Annotated in this window: 12 protein-coding genes; 7 read left to right on the forward strand and 5 right to left on the reverse strand. The window is 69.6% G+C overall.

Annotated features, from left to right (window positions below; translation table 11 throughout):
• The first annotated feature begins 3 nt into the window (after positions 1-3).
• The 4 genes from ribA (at position 4) to EV671_RS17735 (ending at position 6,259) form a co-directional block, all read left to right on the forward strand.
• Positions 4-609 carry a GTP cyclohydrolase II gene (gene ribA / locus EV671_RS17720; protein ID WP_207911191.1) on the forward strand — a complete coding sequence of 202 codons (606 nt, stop codon included), beginning with the start codon at positions 4-6 and terminating at the stop codon, positions 607-609.
• Between the two features lie 109 nt (positions 610-718).
• Positions 719-2,446 carry an ABC transporter permease gene (locus tag EV671_RS17725; protein WP_165917628.1) on the forward strand — a complete coding sequence of 576 codons (1,728 nt, stop codon included), beginning with the start codon at positions 719-721 and terminating at the stop codon, positions 2,444-2,446.
• An 11-nt stretch (positions 2,447-2,457) separates the two neighbouring features.
• On the forward strand, positions 2,458-3,753 hold the full coding sequence (locus EV671_RS17730; RefSeq protein ID WP_132574166.1) for an ABC transporter ATP-binding protein: 1,296 nt from the start codon (positions 2,458-2,460) through the stop codon (positions 3,751-3,753).
• A gap of 139 nt (positions 3,754-3,892) precedes the next feature.
• The gene (locus EV671_RS17735; RefSeq protein ID WP_132574168.1) at positions 3,893-6,259 is read left to right on the forward strand and encodes a PAS domain-containing sensor histidine kinase; all 2,367 of its coding nucleotides are present in this window, start codon (positions 3,893-3,895) and stop codon (positions 6,257-6,259) included.
• 10 nt (positions 6,260-6,269) lie between these two features.
• Here EV671_RS17735 and EV671_RS17740 read toward each other — a convergent pair whose 3' ends face one another.
• Positions 6,270-7,022: a helix-turn-helix domain-containing protein gene (locus tag EV671_RS17740; protein ID WP_207911192.1), complete on the reverse strand. Its 753-nt coding sequence runs from the start codon at positions 7,020-7,022 to the stop codon at positions 6,270-6,272.
• A 110-nt stretch (positions 7,023-7,132) separates the two neighbouring features.
• Between EV671_RS17740 and EV671_RS17745 the strand changes: the two genes are divergently transcribed.
• Together EV671_RS17745 and EV671_RS17750 are read left to right on the forward strand one after the other, a co-directional pair.
• On the forward strand, positions 7,133-7,444 hold the full coding sequence (locus EV671_RS17745) for a DUF2834 domain-containing protein (RefSeq protein ID WP_132574172.1): 312 nt from the start codon (positions 7,133-7,135) through the stop codon (positions 7,442-7,444).
• A gap of 182 nt (positions 7,445-7,626) precedes the next feature.
• Complete coding sequence (locus tag EV671_RS17750) at positions 7,627-8,661, forward strand: patatin-like phospholipase family protein (RefSeq protein ID WP_132574281.1); 1,035 nt, start codon at positions 7,627-7,629, stop codon at positions 8,659-8,661.
• Between the two features lie 289 nt (positions 8,662-8,950).
• On the opposite strand, the gene EV671_RS17755 is transcribed toward EV671_RS17750, so the two are convergent.
• Entirely contained in the window at positions 8,951-11,185 is a 2,235-nt protein-coding gene (locus EV671_RS17755; RefSeq protein WP_165917629.1) for a M36 family metallopeptidase, read from the reverse strand.
• A 702-nt stretch (positions 11,186-11,887) separates the two neighbouring features.
• Here EV671_RS17755 and EV671_RS17760 point away from each other — a divergent pair.
• Entirely contained in the window at positions 11,888-13,171 is a 1,284-nt protein-coding gene (locus tag EV671_RS17760) for a TAXI family TRAP transporter solute-binding subunit (protein WP_132574176.1), read from the forward strand.
• Here EV671_RS17760 and EV671_RS17765 read toward each other — a convergent pair.
• Genes EV671_RS17765 through EV671_RS17775 form a run of 3 tightly spaced genes read right to left on the reverse strand, consistent with a single transcriptional unit; the run spans position 13,140 to position 16,193 of the window.
• Positions 13,140-13,598 carry a nucleotidyltransferase family protein gene (locus tag EV671_RS17765; RefSeq protein ID WP_207911193.1) on the reverse strand — a complete coding sequence of 153 codons (459 nt, stop codon included), beginning with the start codon at positions 13,596-13,598 and terminating at the stop codon, positions 13,140-13,142. The genes EV671_RS17760 and EV671_RS17765 overlap by 32 nt on opposite strands.
• Positions 13,599-13,656: 58 nt before the next feature.
• Entirely contained in the window at positions 13,657-15,321 is a 1,665-nt protein-coding gene (locus EV671_RS17770) for a long-chain-fatty-acid--CoA ligase (RefSeq protein WP_132574178.1), read from the reverse strand.
• On the reverse strand, positions 15,318-16,193 hold the full coding sequence (locus EV671_RS17775; RefSeq protein WP_132574180.1) for a DMT family transporter: 876 nt from the start codon (positions 16,191-16,193) through the stop codon (positions 15,318-15,320). The genes EV671_RS17770 and EV671_RS17775 overlap by 4 nt, the downstream gene beginning before the upstream one ends.
• Positions 16,194-16,215: the final 22 nt, after the last annotated feature.

The raw sequence follows: 16,215 nt of genomic DNA on the forward strand, positions 1-16,215 counted from the left end.
CCCATGAAGATCGAACGCATCGTTTCCACCCGCCTGCCGACGCCGTATGGCGAGTTCGCCATCCACGGTTTCCGCGAGAGCAAGAGCGGCCAGGAGCATGTCGTGCTGAGCATGGGCGAGCTCACCGGCGACGAGCCGCCCCTCGTGCGCGTGCACTCCGAGTGCATGACCGGCGAGGTTTTCGGCTCGCTGCGCTGCGACTGCCGGCCGCAGCTGGAGAGCGCGATGAAGCGCATCGCGGCGCAGGGCCGCGGCGCCATCGTCTACATGCGCGGCCATGAGGGCCGGGGCATCGGCCTGGTGCAGAAGCTGCGCGCCTATGCCGAGCAGGACGCCGGCGCCGACACCATCGAGGCCAATGCGGCGCTGGGCCTGCCCGTCGACGCGCGCCGCTACGACGCCGCCGCCTGCATGCTGCGCGCGCTGGGCGTGAACCGCGTGCGCCTGCTGACCAACAACCCGCTGAAGATGGCGGCGCTGGCCGAGTTCGGCATCGAGGTCGTCGAGCGCGAGGCCTCGCTGACCCGGCCCGGCCCCGAGAACGAGCGCTATCTGCGCACCAAGGCCGACCAGATGGGTCATCACGACCTCGGTCATCTGTTCGAATAGCGCCCTCGGCCACGGCGCAGCGCAAGGCGGGCGCAAGGCCCGCGACAGCGGGCGTTCACACCGCTGAGATGCAGGCCCGTTAGCCTGCGCGCCGCCTTTGCTGAGGACCATGGCCGACCGTCGCTTCTTCCCCCGCCCCGTCGTCGAGGCCAGCTTCAACCGCTGGGACTGGGCGCTGCTGCCCCTGGTGATGTCCGTGCTCATCCTGCTGGCGCTGGCCGCCTCGCAGATGGCCAAGCCCTTCCACCTCGGCGAGCAGCTGCCGCTGAGCCTGGACGTCACCTACCTGCCCTACTACCTGCTGCGCACCACGCTGCGGATGTTCATCGCGCTGGCGGCGTCGGTGGTGTTCGCCTGCGTGTTCGCGGTGCTGGCGGCCAAGGTGAGGGCGGCCGAGAAGGTGCTGGTGCCGCTGCTGGACATCCTGCAGTCCATCCCCATCCTGGGCTTCCAGGCGATCGCGGTGGCGCCCTTCATCGCGCTGTTCCCGGGCAACCTGTTCGGCGTGGAGCTGGCGGCGCTGTTCGCCATCTTCACGAGCCAGGCCTGGAACATGGCCTTCAGCCTCTACCAATCGCTGCGCACGGTGCCCGGCGAGCTGCAGGAGGCGGCGCGCATCTTCCAGCTGTCGGGCTGGCAGCGCTTCTGGCGGCTGGAGCTGCCGTTCGCGATGCCGGGCCTGCTGTGGAACATGATGATGAGCATGTCCGGCGGCTGGTTCTTCGTCGTCGCGTCGGAGGCGATCTCGGTGGCCGGCCAGGACATCAAGCTGCCCGGCGTGGGCTCCTACATCGCGCTGGCCATCGAGGCCAAGGACCTGGCCGCCATCGGCTGGGCCATCCTCGGCATGCTGATCGGCATCCTGCTCTACGACCAGCTGTTCTTCCGCCCGCTGCTGGCCTGGGCCGACAAATTCCGCTTCGAGGAGTCGGGCGGCGAGAACGCGCCCCAGTCCTGGCTGCTGACCTGGCTGCGCCGCACCGAGCTGCTGCAGCGTCTGAGCGAGTGGCCGGCGCGCTGGATCACGGCGAGCTTCCGGCCGCTGCGCAAGACCTACGACGGCCGCTCCATCCGCGCCCGCCCCAAGCCCGCCAACCCGCTGTGGGCGCGCGGCTGGGACGCGCTGATCGCCGCCCTGGTGCTGTTCGCGCTGTGGCGCATGCTCAGCTTCATCCATGCCGAGGTGGGCTGGGGCGAGGCGGCCCATGTGTTCAAGCTCGGCCTGTTCACGCTGACCCGCGTGCTGTCGCTGATCGCCGTGGCCTCGCTGATCTGGGTGCCCATCGGCGTGTGGATAGGCCTGAACCCGCGCATCGCCGGCCGCGTTCAGGCGGTGGCCCAGTTCCTCGCGGCCTTCCCGTCCAACCTCGTCTTCCCGGTCGCGGTGCTGCTGATCGTCAAGTGGGGCCTCAACCCCGACATCTGGCTGTCGCCCCTCATCATCCTGGGCACGCAGTGGTATCTGCTGTTCAACGTCGTCGCGGGCGCGTCCACCATCCCGACCGAGTTGCGCCTGGCCGCGCAGAACCTCGGCCTGAAGGGCTGGCTGGCCTGGCGGCGCTACCTGCTGCCGGCCATCTTCCCGAGCTTCGTGACCGGCGCCATCACGGCCAGTGGCGGCTCCTGGAACGCCAGCATCGTGGCCGAATACGTGACCTGGGGCGACACCCATCTGCAGGCCGCCGGCCTGGGCAGCTACATCCAGCAGATGACGACGGCCGGCGACTTCCCGCGCATCGCGCTGGGCATCGGCGTCATGTGCGTCTTCGTGATGGCGCTCAACCACTGGGTCTGGCGGCGGCTCTACCGCCTCGCCGAAGACCGTATGCATTTCTGATGGAGGCCGCCATGACCACCTTGATCGAACTGAAGGACGTGGCCAAGGGCTTCAAGTCCGCCGACGGCAGCCTGCGCTCGGTGCTGGACGACGTGGACTTCCGCCTGGCCAAGGGCGAGATCGTCGCGCTGCTGGGCCAGAGCGGCTCGGGCAAGAGCACGCTGCTGCGCATCATGGCCGGGCTGATCCCGGCCGACGCCGGCGACGTGCGCTACCGCGGCCAGCCGCTGTTCGGGCCGGCCCAGGGCATCGCGATGGTGTTCCAGAGCTTCGCGCTGTTCCCCTGGCTGACCGTGCAGCAGAACGTCGAGCTCGGCCTGGAGGCGGCCGGCGTGGCCGAGGCCGAACGCGCCGAGCGCGCCGAGAAGGCCATCGAGCTGATCGGCCTGGCCGGCTTCGAGGGCGCGCTGCCGCGCGAGCTGTCGGGCGGCATGCGCCAGCGCGTGGGCCTGGCGCGCGCCCTCGTCATGGAGCCGCCGGTGCTGCTGATGGACGAGGCCTTCTCGGCGCTGGACGTGCTGACCGGCGAGCGCCTGCGCAACGAGATCCTGGAGCTGTGGGACGGCGGCCAGATGCCCACGCAGGCCATGCTGGTCGTGTCACACAACATCGAGGAGGCCGTGATGATGGCCGACCGCGTGCTGATCTTCGCGAGCAACCCGGGCCGGGTGCGTGCCGAGCTGCCCATCACGCTGCCGCGCCCGCGCCGCGCCGACAGCCCCGAGGTGCGCCTGCTCATCGACGAGGTCTACCGGCTGATGACCAGCGCCACCACGGTGACCGGCGCGCCCGAGGAGGCGCCCCGGCCCCACCTCAGCGACCGCCTGCCCGAGGCCGACGTGGGCCGCATGGAAAGCCTGCTGGAACTGCTGGGCGACGAACAGTTCAAGGGCCGCGCCGACCTGCCGCAGCTCGTCGAGGAGAGCGAGCTCACCGACGAGGAGGTGCTGCCGCTGGCCGACGCGCTGCACCGCCTGGGCCTGGCCCAGCTCAGCGGCGGCGACCTGCTGATGACGCAGCTGGGCCACAAGTACGTCGAGGGCAGCCACGAGTTCCGCCGCCAGGTCTTCGGCCAGCAACTGCTCGAGCATGTGCCGCTGGCCGCCTTCATCCGCCACAGCCTGGAGCAGGAGGCCGACGGCGAACTGAAGGAAGAGCCCTTCCTGAAGCTGCTCAGCGAGAGCATGGACGTGCAGGAGGCCGAACGCGTGCTGCGCGTGGCCATCGAATGGGCGCGCTATGGCGAGGTCTTCGAATACAACTACCACACCGGCATGATTCACCTGCCGGAGGCCGACGAGGACTGAGGGGCGGCCGGCCAGGACTGCTTGTCCGGGCAAGCGACCGTGCAATCCGAACGGATTGGCAGCACGGTCTGATTTGCCACATTTGCCAGCAAATTTGATTAATCTGATAATGGCGCGGATCCACCTACCGATCTGACCCGTGCCCGCCCGCCCTCGCGTCCCCGATCTCCGCAGCCGGTTGTCGCTGCTGGCGCCCACGCCGGCCACGCGGCGGCTGCTGCGCGTGATCTGGCCCTTCCTGGCGGCGATGGCGCTGCTGCTGCTGCTCACGGCGGCCAGCTTCGCGCTGCTGTCCGCGGGACGGGCCTATGTCGAGGGCGAGAGTCTGTGGTCCAAGGGGCAGAAGAACGCCATCCAGGCCCTGGCCCGCTACAGCGACAGCTGCGAAGCGCGCCACTTCGCCCATTACCAGGCCGAGATCGCGGTGCCGCTGGGCGACCGCCTGGCACGGCTGGAGCTGCTCCGGTCCCGACCCCGGCTCGAGCGCGCCACCGCCGGCTTCCTGCAGGGCGGCAACGACCCGGCGGAGATCCCGGGCATGATCTTCCTGTTCCGCCATTTCAGGTCCCTCCCGGTGTTCAGCGAGGCCCTGGACATCTGGACCCGGGCCGACGGGCTGCTGCTGCGCATCGACGCCGCGGCCGAGGCGCTGGACGAGGCGGTGCGGCGCGACTGCGCCAACCCGGCGGCGCGGCGCGCGGTCCTGGACGAGATCTACCGCCTCAACGACACGCTGACGCCGCTGCAGCGCCAGTTCTCCGAGGCACTGGCCCGCGCCAACCGCCTGATCAACACGGTGCTGCTCGCGCTGATGGCCGCCCTGAGCCTGGTGCTGGCGGCGCTGGGCATCGTGCTGTCGCGGCGCGTCGTGCAACAGGGCGCCGCGGCCGAGCGCTCGCTGGCCCTCAGCGAAGACCGGCTGCGCCTGGCCGCCACCGGCAGCAACCAGGGCCTGTGGGATCTGGAGGTCGGCACCGACACGCTCTACCTCTCGCCAGGGCTGCGGCAGATGCTGGGCTTCCCGGCCGACGCGGCCCGTGTGGACGCCGCCGACCTGCGCGACCGGGTCCATCCGCAGGACCGCGCCGGCTCGCTGGCCGCGCCCTGCGCCGGCGCGGCGGCAGACGGCAAGTTCGACGAGGAATTCCGGCTGCGCACGGCCGACGGCAGCTATCGCTGGTTCCGCGCCGCCGGCCAGGCCATCGGCGACGCCCGCGACCGATGCAGCCGCGTCGTCGCGTCCATCCAGGACGTCACGGACCGCCATCTGCTGCAGCGCTCGCTGCTGGCCGAGCTGCGGCAGCGGCGCTCGGCGCTGGCGACGCTGCGCGCGATGCTGCCGACGCTGGGCCCGCTGCCAGCGGCAGACGCCATCGTGCAGGACCAGGACGACATCGCCGCGGTCACGCGCGCCGTTGCGCTGCTGTCGGCGCGCCAGGTCGAGACCCATGCCCGGCTCGAGGCCATCCTCGAACTGAGCCGCGACGCCTTCGTGTCCTTCGACGCCGACGGCAAGGTCAGGCATGTGAGCCCGGCCTTCGCCGCCATCACCGGCGTGGCACCTGACGAGGTGATGGGCCGCACCGCCACGCATTTCAGCGCCCGCATGAACCGCCAGTGCAGCCCCGGCCAGCGCTTCCCGTCCCTGGAGCAGCTGCGGGACGCGGGCCAGGACGGGCTGCTGGACTTCGAGCTGGCGCTGCCGCAGCCGCGCACCCTGACCGCCGAGCTGAACGAGGGCAGCCACGAGGCCATACGCAGCGTGCTGTGCCTGCGCGACGTGACGCGCCAGCGCGCGCTGGACCGCCTCAAGAGCGAGTTCATCTCGCTGGCCGCGCACGAGCTGCGCACGCCGATGGCGAGCATCTTCGGCTTCGTCGAGCTGCTGCTGTCGCAGCCCGCCACGCTGGAGCGCCGCACCGAGGCGCTGATGGTCATCCACCGCCAGGCCCGCCTGATGATGGGCATCATCGACGACCTGCTGGACCTGGACCGCCTGCAGGCCGGCGGCGCCGCCGAGCTGCACATCGACAGCGTCGACCTGAACGCGCTGCTGCACAAGGCCTGCGCCGACTTCGCCCCGCCTGCCGGCCGCGAGCCGCCCCTCATCGAGGCGCTGCCGCCCGCGGCCGTCATCGATGCCGACGCCGACAAGGTCAGGCGCGTGCTGCTCAACCTGCTGTCCAACGCCTACAAATACTCGCCCGCGGGCGGGCCGGTCAGGCTGGGCATCGTCGAGGCCGACGGTCCGGCGGGGCTGGGCCTCTATGTGCAGGACCAGGGCATCGGCATGACGCCCGAGCAGCTGGCGCGGGTCGGCGAACGCTTCTACCGCGCCGACGGCTCCGGCAAGCTCCCCGGCACGGGCCTGGGCGTCAGCATCGCCAGGGAGATCCTGCACCTGCACGGCGGCCATTTCGACATCGAGAGCACCGAAGGCGTCGGCACGCGCGCGACGGCCTGGTTCAGGCGCTCCGCGGCGGTGGCCCAGCGCCGCCGCGCCTGATCTGCGCGGTTCAGGCCAGGGCCGCGCGCGTGGCCTCGTCCGCCGGGAACAGGTGCTCGACCTTCAGCGAGGCCAGCGTGATGTCCAGCGGCGTGCCGAAGCTCGTGAACGCGGAGAAGAAGCTCAGCACCCGCCCGTCCGCGGCGCGCAGGCGCAGCGCGAGCACTGGCAGGCCGCCCGGCTCGACGGCGCCCCAGGGCTGCAGCATCGCCCCCAGTTCGTCCAGCAGCGCGCGCAGCCGCGGCAGGTGCTCGGCCTCGCGGCTGGCGCGGGCCCACAGCTCGCCACAGAGTTCGGCCTCGTTCACGCACAGGGCGCGCAGGCCGCCGGGCGCGAACACGGCGCGCAGCAGGTTCAGCGGCCGGCCGAGCATGGCCTCGGCCGGCAGACCCAGCAGCGCAAGCAGCCGCGCCAGGCCGGCATTGGCCATGACGACGTTGTAGTCGCCGTCCAGCACCAGGGCCGGCGTCGGGTCGTGGGCATGCAGCAGCTGGGCCAGCGCGGCGCGCACCGGCGCCATCTCTGGCGCATCCAGCGCACGCTCGGCATGGGCCGGCGCATAGCCGGCGGCCAGCAGCGCCTGGTTGCGCTCCTCCAGCGTGGCGCCGAGGGCGTCGAGCAGGGCCAGCAGCGTCTCGCGGCCGGCGCGCGAACGGCCGGTCTCGATGCAGCTGAGATGGCGTTGCGAGACGCCGGTGCGCAGCGACAGCTCCAGCTGGCTGACGCGGCGCGACTTGCGCAGGGCGGCGAGGGTGGCGGTCATACGGCGCATTCTGCGGCGCGGGCCGGCGTGGCCGCGATGACCCCGGAGGTCATTGCGGCCACGCCGGCCGCTGCCGAGCATGGCGCCACCTCAACCCGATGGAGAAAGCCATGCGAACCGTCCTGATCCTTGCCCTGGCCCTGTTCGGCGCCTTCACGCTGGCCGCGATGTGGCAGGTCGGCTATGTCGGCATCTGGCAGGCCGGCCTGGCCAACTGGGGCGCCGCGCAGGTACTGGCCGACCTGGTGATGATGAGCCTCGTCGTGCTCCTCCTGCTGCAGCGCGACGCGCAGGCGCAAGGGCGCAGGCTCTGGCCCTATGCGCTGATCACGCTGGCGGCGGGCTCGCTCGGGCCGCTGCTGTACCTGCTGCTGGCGCGCGGTGGCAAGCCGCGCGGTAGCGGGGGTGGGTCAGCGGCATGAGGGCGTGCGAGCCTGCAGAGCTTGTCGCGTCACCCGGTCCCTGCCCTCCTGTCGTCGGCAAATGCATTTTTCCGACCCGATGCCGGCAGTCGTGAATGCACACGCCGATCGCAGCCGGCGCCCGGGGGCATGCGAGTGGATCGACGAATCCAGCCCCGCACTGTGTCATGCTGCGGCGCAGCATGTCTATCTGGTCCTCCTCCCCGCGACCGATCAGCCTCGCGCTGCAAGGCGGCGGCGCGCATGGCGCGTTCACCTGGGGCGTGCTCGACGGGTTGCTGGATGCAGGGGCGCACCCCATCGCGGCCGTCAGCGGCACGTCGGCAGGCGCCATCAACGCGGTGCTGCTGGCACACGGGCTGCTGAGCGGCGGTCGCGAGGGCGCGCGAGCGGCGCTGGCAGGATTCTGGGAGGACCTCGGCCGCGTCGTGCCGTGGGAGATGCTGGGCTGGGTCGCCAGCGACGGCGACCGTCTGACCCCGGCAGGCCGCCTGATGCTGCAGTGGGCAAACTTCATGGCGCCGCTGCAGGACGGCATGCTGCGCCTGGACCCCCTGCGCGACCTGCTTCGACGCCACGTCGACTTCGACCTGCTGCGCCGGCAAACGCGATTGCGCCTGCATATCGCCGCCACGCACGCGAACAGCGGCCGGCTTCGGGTGTTCTCCCACGACGAGCTCACGGTCGAGGCGACGCTCGCGTCGGCCTGCCTGCCGACGCTGCAGCCTCCGGTCCTCGTGGACGGCGAGCCGTACTGGGACGGCGGCTACAGCGCCAATCCGGCAATCTTCCCGCTGGTGCGGGAGCGTGCCGCCTCGGACGTCGTGGTCGTGATGCTGAGCCCCAGGACGCTGGGCGACACACCGCGCACCGCGGAGGAGGTCCGCGTGCGCGCAGTGGAGATCGCCTTCAACGCAGCGTTTCTGTGCGAGATGCGCATGCTGTCCGACGCGTTGTCGCTGGCGCGCCGCGCGCTGTGGCCCGGACCGCTCGAACGCCGCCTGCGTGCGATGCGCTGGCACCTGATCGACGGACACGACACGCTCTCGGCGCTGCCCGTGGACAGCAAGCTGATCGCACACCCCCAGCTGCTCGGGCGCCTGCACACTGCCGGCCGCGATCGGGCGGCTGAGTGGCTCGCGGTCCACGGAGCGGCCATCGGCCGTCACAGTAGCGCGGACCTGCAGCGGCTGTTCGGCACCGACAACCGCCAATAGGTTGGCGGCGCTGCCCCTGCAGCGAGGTGATGCCTGCAAATCACTTGCCGACCCGGCTTGACGTCACTGGGCTTGTTCAACGTGGCCCACGTCGGCATCTGGCCAGAAGCGGTCGGCTGCGATCTGAGCCAAAAGCAGCCATCAACCTGCCTTTCTGCTGTCGCGGAAGGTCGCAGTTGCAGAGGCTGCCTGCAACTCGCCCGGCATGTGCGGCCGGACGTCGAGGCTGTGCAGACGCGGGCGACATGCAGCGCTCGCGAGGCACGGCAGACATCGATTGCGGATGCCTTCAGGGGCAGTCGGCCGGTTTGACGAAAGACGGCGAGGTCGTGACCGAGAAGTCCGGGTTGATCACCGCCGACGAGCCGACTCCGATGCCGAACTGCGCGTAGGCCGCCCAGATGGTGCAGCGGTCGGCGGGGTGGTTGCTGTGCGCCACGGCCTGCAGTTGCCCGTCTCGCATGTTCTCGTAGGTCGGGGACGAGGGCGTGTAGTTCATCGCGTCGACGAACAGGTCGAACAGGTCGTCGCGTCGAGCTGACCCGAACGATTCAATCAGGCGCCACATCACGGCGGCAAATATCTCGCCGTCGTTATGCACCTCGGCGCCGTGCACATCGGCGTAGGTGAGCGGATAGCCGGAATAGCGATAACGGCGCACGCCGCTCGGAATTCCTGCGGAATAAGCAGCCAGGACATCCGCCCCGTTGATCAGCATGGCGACCGTGTCACTCGCGCCTTCACCGATCGCCCCGGCAATGGGCCCCCACATGTCCCCGATCATCCGCCATGTGAGCCCGTGCCCGTACTCGTGATAGACGGTGCCGGAATCGAGCGCGGCGTCTCGCAGTAGCGTTGCGGCAAGTCTGCCTTTCGGGGCCACCAAGGCCTTCAACATATTGCCGTCGGTCTGGCTGACGAGAACAGAGGGAATACCGGGGCTCGTCACCGGCAGGTTGCCTGCACCCACCATCTGGAACAGTGACTCCGCACGGTTGTCGACGATGATGACGCCAATGGCGCCGGCATTCGCAGCGTTGATGGCCTTGATCTGGAAGAAGCAAGTTCCGCGGTCGATGATGGCGATCTTGCCTGCTACACCTGGCGTGATGGCCGAGCACCCGTCTGCCGGCGTAGCAACCACCATCTCTGCTGTCGCCGTCGATCCGATCGCCTGGGTGTCGGTCTGATTGCTCAGGTTGCCCGTGGGCGGCGGCAGCGGCATCACCCAGGGCGACGGGCCGAACGCCGCGTGATAGGCGTAAATGGCCGTGGAAGGGCTGGAGACATAGACCCGCGCATCGCCGCCGCCGAACAACTGGTCGTCAAACAGAAACATGTTCATCCGCGGGTGGTACCCGTCGGGTGGCGTCGCGAAGCTCGAGTTGTCCCGGTAGAACAACAAGTAGGACCCCGCGTGCGCAACGGCGAATACGCTGTCCTGACCCAGTCCGAACTTCCAGTTACCGAAGTTCTGATCTTGAAAGTTGCCCTCGGTCTCGGTGAAGCCGTGGATGTACAAGATGTCGTGCACCCGATTGTTCAGGTAGAACAGGTTCGTCGCCGCAACGCGCCGGTTCATGAAGTAGTCGGGCTGGTAGTTGAGATTTTCGGTGTATAGGAAGTCCTGCTGCCCGAGCACAGGGGTCGTGCAGCAATCGCGTATGTAGTTCAAGTTGCTGTCGAGGAAGGCACTGACGTTGTTCCCCTGAAGAAACTGGCGCGTGTTCTGTTCGGGGTAAAGCCAGCCCTTCTGCGACGGGGAGGTGCCAGGATGGGCGCCCTCGACGATGGTTTGCGGTCCAGCCGCCGGGCTGTCGAGGAACACGTTGTACGAGTCGCTGGCAGTACGACTTATCTGCTGCAGCAACGTGCCGTCGCCGCCGACCAGCGTGTTGAGCAGCTGATTCGTGCTGTCCGCCCACGTCTCCACCAGCCATCCCTGTGCCAGACTGCCGTCCGCCATGGGCACGGCCACCGCAGTGACTCGCGGCTGCTGGTAGAAGAAAGTGCCACCATCAAAACTGCTCGTCGCGCCTTGGCTCGTGGTCGCAGTGAACTGCAGAGCAACGCCCGGGTACAGCTGGGTCGCGGCGATTTGCAGCGCCTGCGTGGCATTGATGGTCGAGGCCTTCGACGGCCCGCCAGGCACGTTGGCTAGGTGGTCGATGATCTGCAGCACCGTGCCATCGGCGCCGATCGCCGCCCTGACATAGGCCTTGTAGACCGCAAGGCCGTCACTGCTGGACTGCTGGTAGACCACATGGGTGACGCCGCCCCTGCCGTGCCGTTCTTCCGTTTGCTGCAGGGACCCAAGGCTGCCCTGGGCGTGCCCGTGCGACAGCAAGGCACTGCTCAGTGTCGGGAGTGTCCCGCCATTGTTGGTGTTGCCCAGCGGTCCGCTGACATCGGGTCGCAGGATCTGCGGGGGGCGCTCCTGTAGTGCCGGCGCCGCCATCGCGGCCCCAGCTGCTACGCCAAAGACCGTGAAGGCCAATGAAAGTCTTGTGCGATATCCGATCATGAGAATCATCTCCTCGCGAGTGGCATAAAGCGTCTTGACTGCCGGCTTTGGGGAGCGGGCCCAATTCGAGTCGAACCCCTCGTCTCACACAAATCTGCGCCGGCGGAGCACTCAAGAGACACGAGTGTCGTGACTCATGCCTTCGACGTCTAGGGGGCAGTCCGCCCCTCATTCGCGGGTTTGCCCAGTAGCGGGATCGCCTGACGCCAGCGACGCACTTCAGATACCACTGGGACTGGCCGTAAACGCAATCAAAGGCGTGCGGCATGAGCGACTGCTCTTGGAGTAGGCGAACGTCCGAGTGGGGTCGGTGAGACGCTCGCCTAACCCGTTAGCCGTTGTTCATGGCTTGCCGAACGGCGCTTCACGCCCGAGTGACCGGTGCCAGAGCTTCTGCCGCCAACCGCTTCACGGACTCCGAGAGTCAGGTGGCCGCCGAGGCGCTCATTCAAGGCGCCGGCCGCGAACGACGGCGCCAGCCTGAAGGCGACGCCGGCCTTGCAGCGAAAGCGGGCGTAACAGTCCGGCCAGCACGCCTCGAATACGATGGGCCGGTCCTCCATCGGCAAAGACCCAGCCCATGCGATGCCTCGGCATCACGATCATGCTCACCCTTGCGGCCACCACTCATGCGGGCGCCCAGGAGTGCGCGCGACTCCGCCACACGCAGGCCCGGCCCTTGCCCGCCCAGGACGGCAAGCCATGACCCCGATTCAGCAATGGCATGCCACCCGCAGCCTGCGCCTGCTGCTGCAGACGCTGCGCGACATGATGGTCTCGATGGGGCCGCTGCTGCTGCTCGGCGGAGGCCTGCTGGTAGCGGCCTATTGGTGGCTGGATCCGCAGCCGCCGCGCCAGGTGAGGCTGGCCACCGGCCCGGCCGGAAGTGCTTACGCCGGCTTCGGCGAGGGCTATGCGAAGGCGCTGGCGCGCGAGCGCATCCAGGTGGAGCTGATCGCCAGCGAAGGCGCGCAGGACGATCTGGCCCATCTGCGCGCTGGCACGGCCGATGTGGGCTTCGTACGCGGCGGCATGGCCGATCCGGCGGCCGATACCGAGGCCGGCATCGTCTCGCTGGGCAGCCTGTTCTACGAGCCGATCTGGATCTTCTATCGCCGCGATCTCCGCATCGCGCGCCGCCAGCCCGGCGGCGAACTGCAGAGCCTGGTCCAGCTGCGCGGCCTGCGAGTCAATGTGGATCAGGACGGCAGCGGGGTACCGCAGATTGTTGAAAAGCTGCTGGCGCTGAACCAGCTGAAGCCGACCGATCTGCGGCTGTCCAATCTGGCGCCCGACGCCGCCGGCGCGGCCCTGCGCCAGGGCAGGCTGGACGCCACGGTGCTGATCTCGGCGCCGCAGGCCGGCCTGATCCGCGCGCTGCTGCGCGACCCGGCCATTGCGCTGATGGCCTTCGAGCAGAACGAGGCCTATTCGCGCCAACTGCCCTTCCTGTCTACCGTGAGGCTGCCGCGCGGTGTGGTGGACCTGGCGGCCGATTTGCCGCCGCACGACGTCCCGCTGCTGGCCACCACCACCGCACTGCTGGCGCGCGAGCAGACGCACCCTGCGCTGCGCCAGCTGTTCGCGCAAGCGGCCCTGGGCCAGCACAGCGAGGCCGGCTGGTTCAATGGCGCGCGCGACTTCCCCAACACCCGCACCAGCGAGCTGCCGGTCAGCGCCGAGGGCGACCGCGCGATCAACGGCACGCCGCCGGCCTGGGCGCGCTACCTGCCCTTCTGGGCCGGCAATTTGCTGGAACGCATGTGGCTGGTGGTCGGCGGCCTGCTGGTGTTGATGCTGCCGCTGTCGCGCGTCGTGCCGCCGCTCTACACCTTCCGCGTGCGCTCGCGCGTGTTCCGCTGGTATGCGCGGCTGCGCGAGGTGGAAGCAAGACTGGAAACCGGCACAGGCGAGCGCGACGCCTTGCTCGACGAACTGGACCAGCTGGATCGTGTCACACACCGCATTGCGGTGCCGCTGTCCTAAGCCGAAGAGCTTTACGCGCTGCGCAACAACATCCATGCGGTGCGCAAGCGTCTGCTGGCGCAGCGGTCCCAGCCACCGGACGGACCGACCGACTGATCAACGAGCGGCGCGGCGGCGTGCTGTCCGCCCATTTCGCAACCGGGCCGTGCGGCGCGATGACGTGCAGCGCGTCGCCGTCGTCCAGCCAGATGCCGACGGCATGGCCGAAATGGCCTTCGAACCACAGGTGCACGCCGGCCTGGTTGACGACCTCCCAGGGCAGGCCGGGGCAGCATTGCTGGAGCCGGCGCTGCAGCGCAGCTTCGCGCGCGGGGTCGAGGTCGTCGGCGCAGAAGTAGGCCAGGTCCACGTGGGCCGGCACGCTGGGCGTGGCGTGGCCGTGCAATGCATGCCACACCAGGTTGCGCGGCGCGCCGCGCCTATGCACCACTGGGCCAGGCCCAGCCCGCGTCCGGCACGCAGCGCGCTCAGCCGCGCCTCGTCGCTCATCCCTTGGCCTTCTCGCGCTCCTGCAAGGCCCGCCACATGACCTTGCCGGCGCCGCTCTTGGGCAGGCTGTCGACGAACTCGACCAGGGCCGGCACCTTGTAGGCCGCCATATTGGCCTTGCACCAGTCGCGCAGCTGCTCGGCCGTCAGCGACTCGTGCCCCGCGCGCCTCACGACGACGGCCTTGACCGTCTCGCCGCGGTAGGCGTCGGGGGCCGAGATGATGCAGGCCTCGGCGATGCCGGGGTGGGCGTGCATCAGGTTCTCCACCTCGCTCGGCCAGACCTTGAAGCCACTCGCGTTGATCATGCGCTTGAGGCGGTCGGTCATGAAGAAGTAGCCGTCGGCATCGACGTAGCCGATGTCGCCGGTACGGAAGAAGCGCTTGCCGTCGAAGTCCAGGAAGGCCGCTTCGGTCGCCTCGGGCCGGCCCCAGTAGCCGGCGAACACCATGGGGCCGTGCACGATGATCTCGCCGCTCTCGCCCACGGGCAGCTCGCGCAGCGTGTCCGGGTCGATCACGCGGGCGTCGCAGCTCATATAGGGCACGCCCAGGCATTGCTGCTTGGGCGCGTCGTAGGGGTTGCTGTGGCTGGGCGCGGCGGTCTCGGTGAGACCGTAGCCCTCCATGTAGCGCAGGCCCCAGCGCTGCCACAGGCGCTCGGCGATGGCCTGGGGCATGGCCGCGCCGCCGCCGCCGATGGAGATCATGCTGCCGAGGTCGAAGCTGTCCACCTGAGGGCTGGCCAGCAGGTCGATGACCATGGTGGGGATGTTGGTCCAGCGCGTGACGCGGTGCTCCTGGATGAGCCGGGCCGCGTACTCGCGCTGCCAGCGCGGCATCAGCACCAGGGCCGCGCCGCAGGCCAGCGTGCCGTGCAGCACGACGACCATGCCGGTGATGTGGAACATGGGCACGACGCCGAGCACCACGTCCTCGTGGTTGGCATTGGCCCACAGGCAGCCGGCGAAGACGTTGTGCTGCAGGCTGCGGTGCCTGTGCATGCAGCCCTTGGGGTTGCCGGTGGTGCCGCTGGTGTAGGGCAGCAGGGCGAGGTCGTCGGCGCCCACCGTCATGGTCGGCGGCGCGGCGCTGCAGGCCTGGGCCTCGGCCCAGGGCGTGCAGCCCGCGGGCAGCGCGATATCGGCGTTGAGCCAGTCGGCCCAGCCCGGGGGCAGGCCGGCGCCGTCGGTGCGGCCGCCGGGCAGCACCTCGGCCAGATGGGTGACGACCATGTCCCTGGCCGCCATGCCGGCGGCGAGCCACTCGGCGCTGAGGTCGGCGCTGGTGATCGCGAGCACGGCGCCGCTGTCCTCGATGAGATGCCTGAGCTCGGCCGCCCGGTTCATCGGGTTGACGGGCACGACGACGGCATCGGCACCGAGGATGGCGTAGTGGGCGATGACGAGCTGCGGGCAGTTCTGCAGGCCGACGAGCACGCGGTCGCCTCGTCTGATGCCGCGCTGGGCCAGCCAGGCGGCCAGGCGCTGCACCTGGGCGGCCAGCTCCGCATAGGTCGTCGTCTGGCCGAGGAAGACCAGGGCCGGCCGGTCGGGAAAGCGGCGGGCGTTGACGAAGAGGTTGTCGGGCAGGGCCGTGGCCGGCGGGCTGATCGCGTGCGGCACGCGCGCCGGCCAGAACTTGTGATGGGCTCGGGTCATGCAGAGGTCTCCGTTGGCTTTCTCGCGACGACGAGGTAGACGCCGAGCAGCGTCACCCCCATGCCCGCGATGGCTTGTGCGCCGAGTGTCTCGCCGAACAGCAGCCACGCCATCACCGAGGTGACAGAGGGCACCAGGTACATGGTGCTGGACACCGCCGTGACGCGGCCATGGCGCAGCATGTAGAACATCAGGCTGATGCCGCCGGCCGTCAGCACGAGCACGCTCCAGGCCATCGCCACCAGCACCGACGCGTTCCACTCGATGCGCATCGGCTCCAGCGCCCAGGCCAGCGGCAGCGTGGCGGCCAGCGCGGCGGCGAACTGCACGACCTGGCCGGTGCGCAGGTCGAAGTGGGGCACGAAACGCTTCTGGTAGAGCGTGCCGCCGGTGATGGCCAGCAGGGCCATCAGGCACAGCAGCAGCGGCGGGCCGAAGCTCGCCGCCAGCGTCAGCTTGTGCCAGATGACGAGGACGACGCCGGCAAGGCCCAGGGCCACGCCCAGCCACTGCCGCGGCGCGACGCGCTCGCCGATCAGCGGCGCCAGCGCGGCCACGAGCACCGGCTGCAGGTTGACGATCAGCGCCGCCGTGCCGGCCGGCAGGCCCTGGCGGATGGCGACCCAGACGCCGCCGAGGTAGAGAGACTGGATGCCCAGGCCGGCGACGGCCAGGTGCAGCATGTCGCGCCGCGAGGGCCAGGGCGCGCGGGCCGCCAGGGCCAGCGCGAGCATCAGCGCGACGACGCCGGCATAGCGCCAGCTCAGGAAGGTCAGCGGGTCGGCATAGGGCGCGGCCAGCTTGGCGACGATGTAGCCGGTGGCCCAGATGAAGATGAAAAGAGGCGGGGCGAGGCGGTCGAAGGCAGACATGCGGCCATCATGCCTGCCCGCT

This window comes from Roseateles saccharophilus (genome assembly GCF_004342485.1).
GTDB lineage: Bacteria > Pseudomonadota > Gammaproteobacteria > Burkholderiales > Burkholderiaceae_C > Pelomonas > Pelomonas saccharophila.